The organism is Campylobacter concisus (assembly GCF_902460535.1).
GTDB lineage: Bacteria > Campylobacterota > Campylobacteria > Campylobacterales > Campylobacteraceae > Campylobacter_A > Campylobacter_A concisus_AS.
In genome coordinates, this window is record NZ_CABPTV010000009.1 from 17,275 (window position 1) to 19,392 (window position 2,118).

Here is a 2,118-nt window from a genome sequence, read left to right on the forward strand (position 1 = left end):
GCAAAGGCTTTTTAGTATGCATAAATTTACTCCTAAACTCTCGTATCTACCTTTTTATAAAGCCTATCTTTGCTAGATAGTTCCTTAAATTTGAGGTCGTTTTCAAGGTAGGTGATGTTGTAAATTTCTTTAGTGGTGATGCTTTTGCCGTTTTCAAGTCCGATTAGGAATTTGCTTGTAAATTTATCAGAGAGGTTTTTAACGAGCTTTGCTCCAAGCTCTTTTAGGCTAGATATCTTATCATCTTGCTTTATGCCTATATCTTTAAAGTCAAGTCTATTTAGCTCCACATCATTCATGCTCTTAGCATCTAAATTTATACTTGCTCTTTTGCTATCTTTGTCATCTTTGCTGATTAGCTTGCCAGTGTCACTATAAATTTCTTTTACCTCTAGCTCTCTTCCACTATCAAATTTAAGCGTGATTGTGCCATTTTTGTTTAGCTTCATAGCTATTACGCTGTCTGTGTCCTTTAGAGCAGCTGCGGCCTTGCTCGTATCACTCTCAAAAGCATGCTTTACTTTTTCTAAATTTTCTAGGCTAAAATCAAGTCCAGTTGCTTTTTCAAACTCACTCTCCATAGCGATCATATAAGATGACTTTGTGGTTTTTAGCTTTGAGATGAGATCATCTGCGTCTTCTACATCATTTTCTTTTAAATTTTTGCTTATCCACTCTACATCTTTGCTGTGAGCGCTAGACTCTTTTTGGTAGTCGTTATAAAATTTCATAAAGCTATCTTTTTGATAGCCTGCGTATGAAAAGCTCTCATCTTGTTTAGATCCAGAAGGCTTTATGATAGGGTTAAACTCGCTAAGCTTTTTCTTGCCGTCAAAGCCAACTTTCTCATAGGCAAAGTTGTTTAAGCCGCTCTCTTCGTTAAATATCTTATTATCCCTAAGATCTACCCAGCCGTTTTGGTCTGCATGGTCTTTGAAAAATTTATTAGTCTCTTCTTTGCCTATCTTTTGGTAGCGATACTCGGCTGAAAATAGAGTATAAGGGTTTGAGTTGTTTAAACTAACTCTGTAATCAACTGTGTTTTTGCTAGCAAAGTCCATAGCCTCATGGCTTAAATTTCTAATATCCTTTTTAATAAAGTCGTTAAGGTTTATCTCGCTCGCAACTTCGCTTAGTTTGAAAATTTTCTCATTTCCGTCTTTGTCGTAGCCTCTAACCTTTAGCTTATCAAAGTATTTATCACCAGAATTTATCACTCCGTCCTTGTTGCTATCAAAGTTAAATAAAAATCCATTTGCATCTAGCTTGCCTATGCCTAGTTTGTCATTATCGTCATAAAGATCCAAAAAGACCTCCACGTCACCCAGTGAGGTTTTTATCGTTTTTTCATAGGCATAGTCATTTAAATTTGTAAATTTAGTATCTGCTGCAGCAATGGGCTTAATGGAAGTTTTTGAATTTATAGATGAAAAATAGGTGCTAGTTTGATCCACTTTCCTTAGCGCTGAGGCATCTTCGCCAAAGAGATATTTGTTTTCAAAGTCTTTTTTATCCCAGTTTCTTCTTTGTATATCCACATAAGAAAAAGCATCGTTTGTCCCACTATCTGCTCTAGCATACTCCGACTTCACGCCACTGGTGCTGGCGCTTTGGATGATAGAGTAAGTGCTATTTGAGATAAGCTTAGTAGCGATGTCTTTAAGCTCAGACTTTAAATTTGTGTTGTCTAAAGTTTGCACTCTATCTACGCCAAGAAGAACCCTTGAATAGATCATATCTTTGGGTAAATTTATATTTATAGGCTCTAAATTTGGTGATACATTCATTTTAAATCCTTTTAAAATATATATCTTATATCGGCAAATATAAAAAATGTTTAGTAGTTTGGGAGCCAAAAGGGCTTAGAGCGAATGCCTACTATGTTATATTTTTAAGGCTCTCTTACTTTGGTCCTCTCATCAAATTCTTTTAAAACATCCATTATCTTACTTGCTAGCCCCTCAAGCGTTTGATCTTTTTTAAGCTCTAAATTTCTAAGCTTTAAAATCCTAGCTAGTATATCTTTTAGATCTTTTTTGCCAGATAGTATCTCATCATAATAAGCCTTTGGTATGCCTATCTCACTTCTATCTTGTTTTGTAATTATTTCATAGTTTT

The 2,118-nt window shown here is 35.1% G+C and carries 1 protein-coding gene and 1 pseudogene; both read right to left on the reverse strand.

Annotated elements, in window-relative coordinates:
- Positions 1-32: 32 nt before the first annotated feature.
- Complete coding sequence (locus FZ945_RS08275; RefSeq protein WP_148803837.1) at positions 33-1,787, reverse strand: response regulator; 1,755 nt, start codon at positions 1,785-1,787, stop codon at positions 33-35.
- A gap of 104 nt (positions 1,788-1,891) precedes the next feature.
- A pseudogene (locus FZ945_RS08280) lies at positions 1,892-2,118 on the reverse strand (Cj0814 family flagellar-dependent secreted protein); the annotation flags it as partial.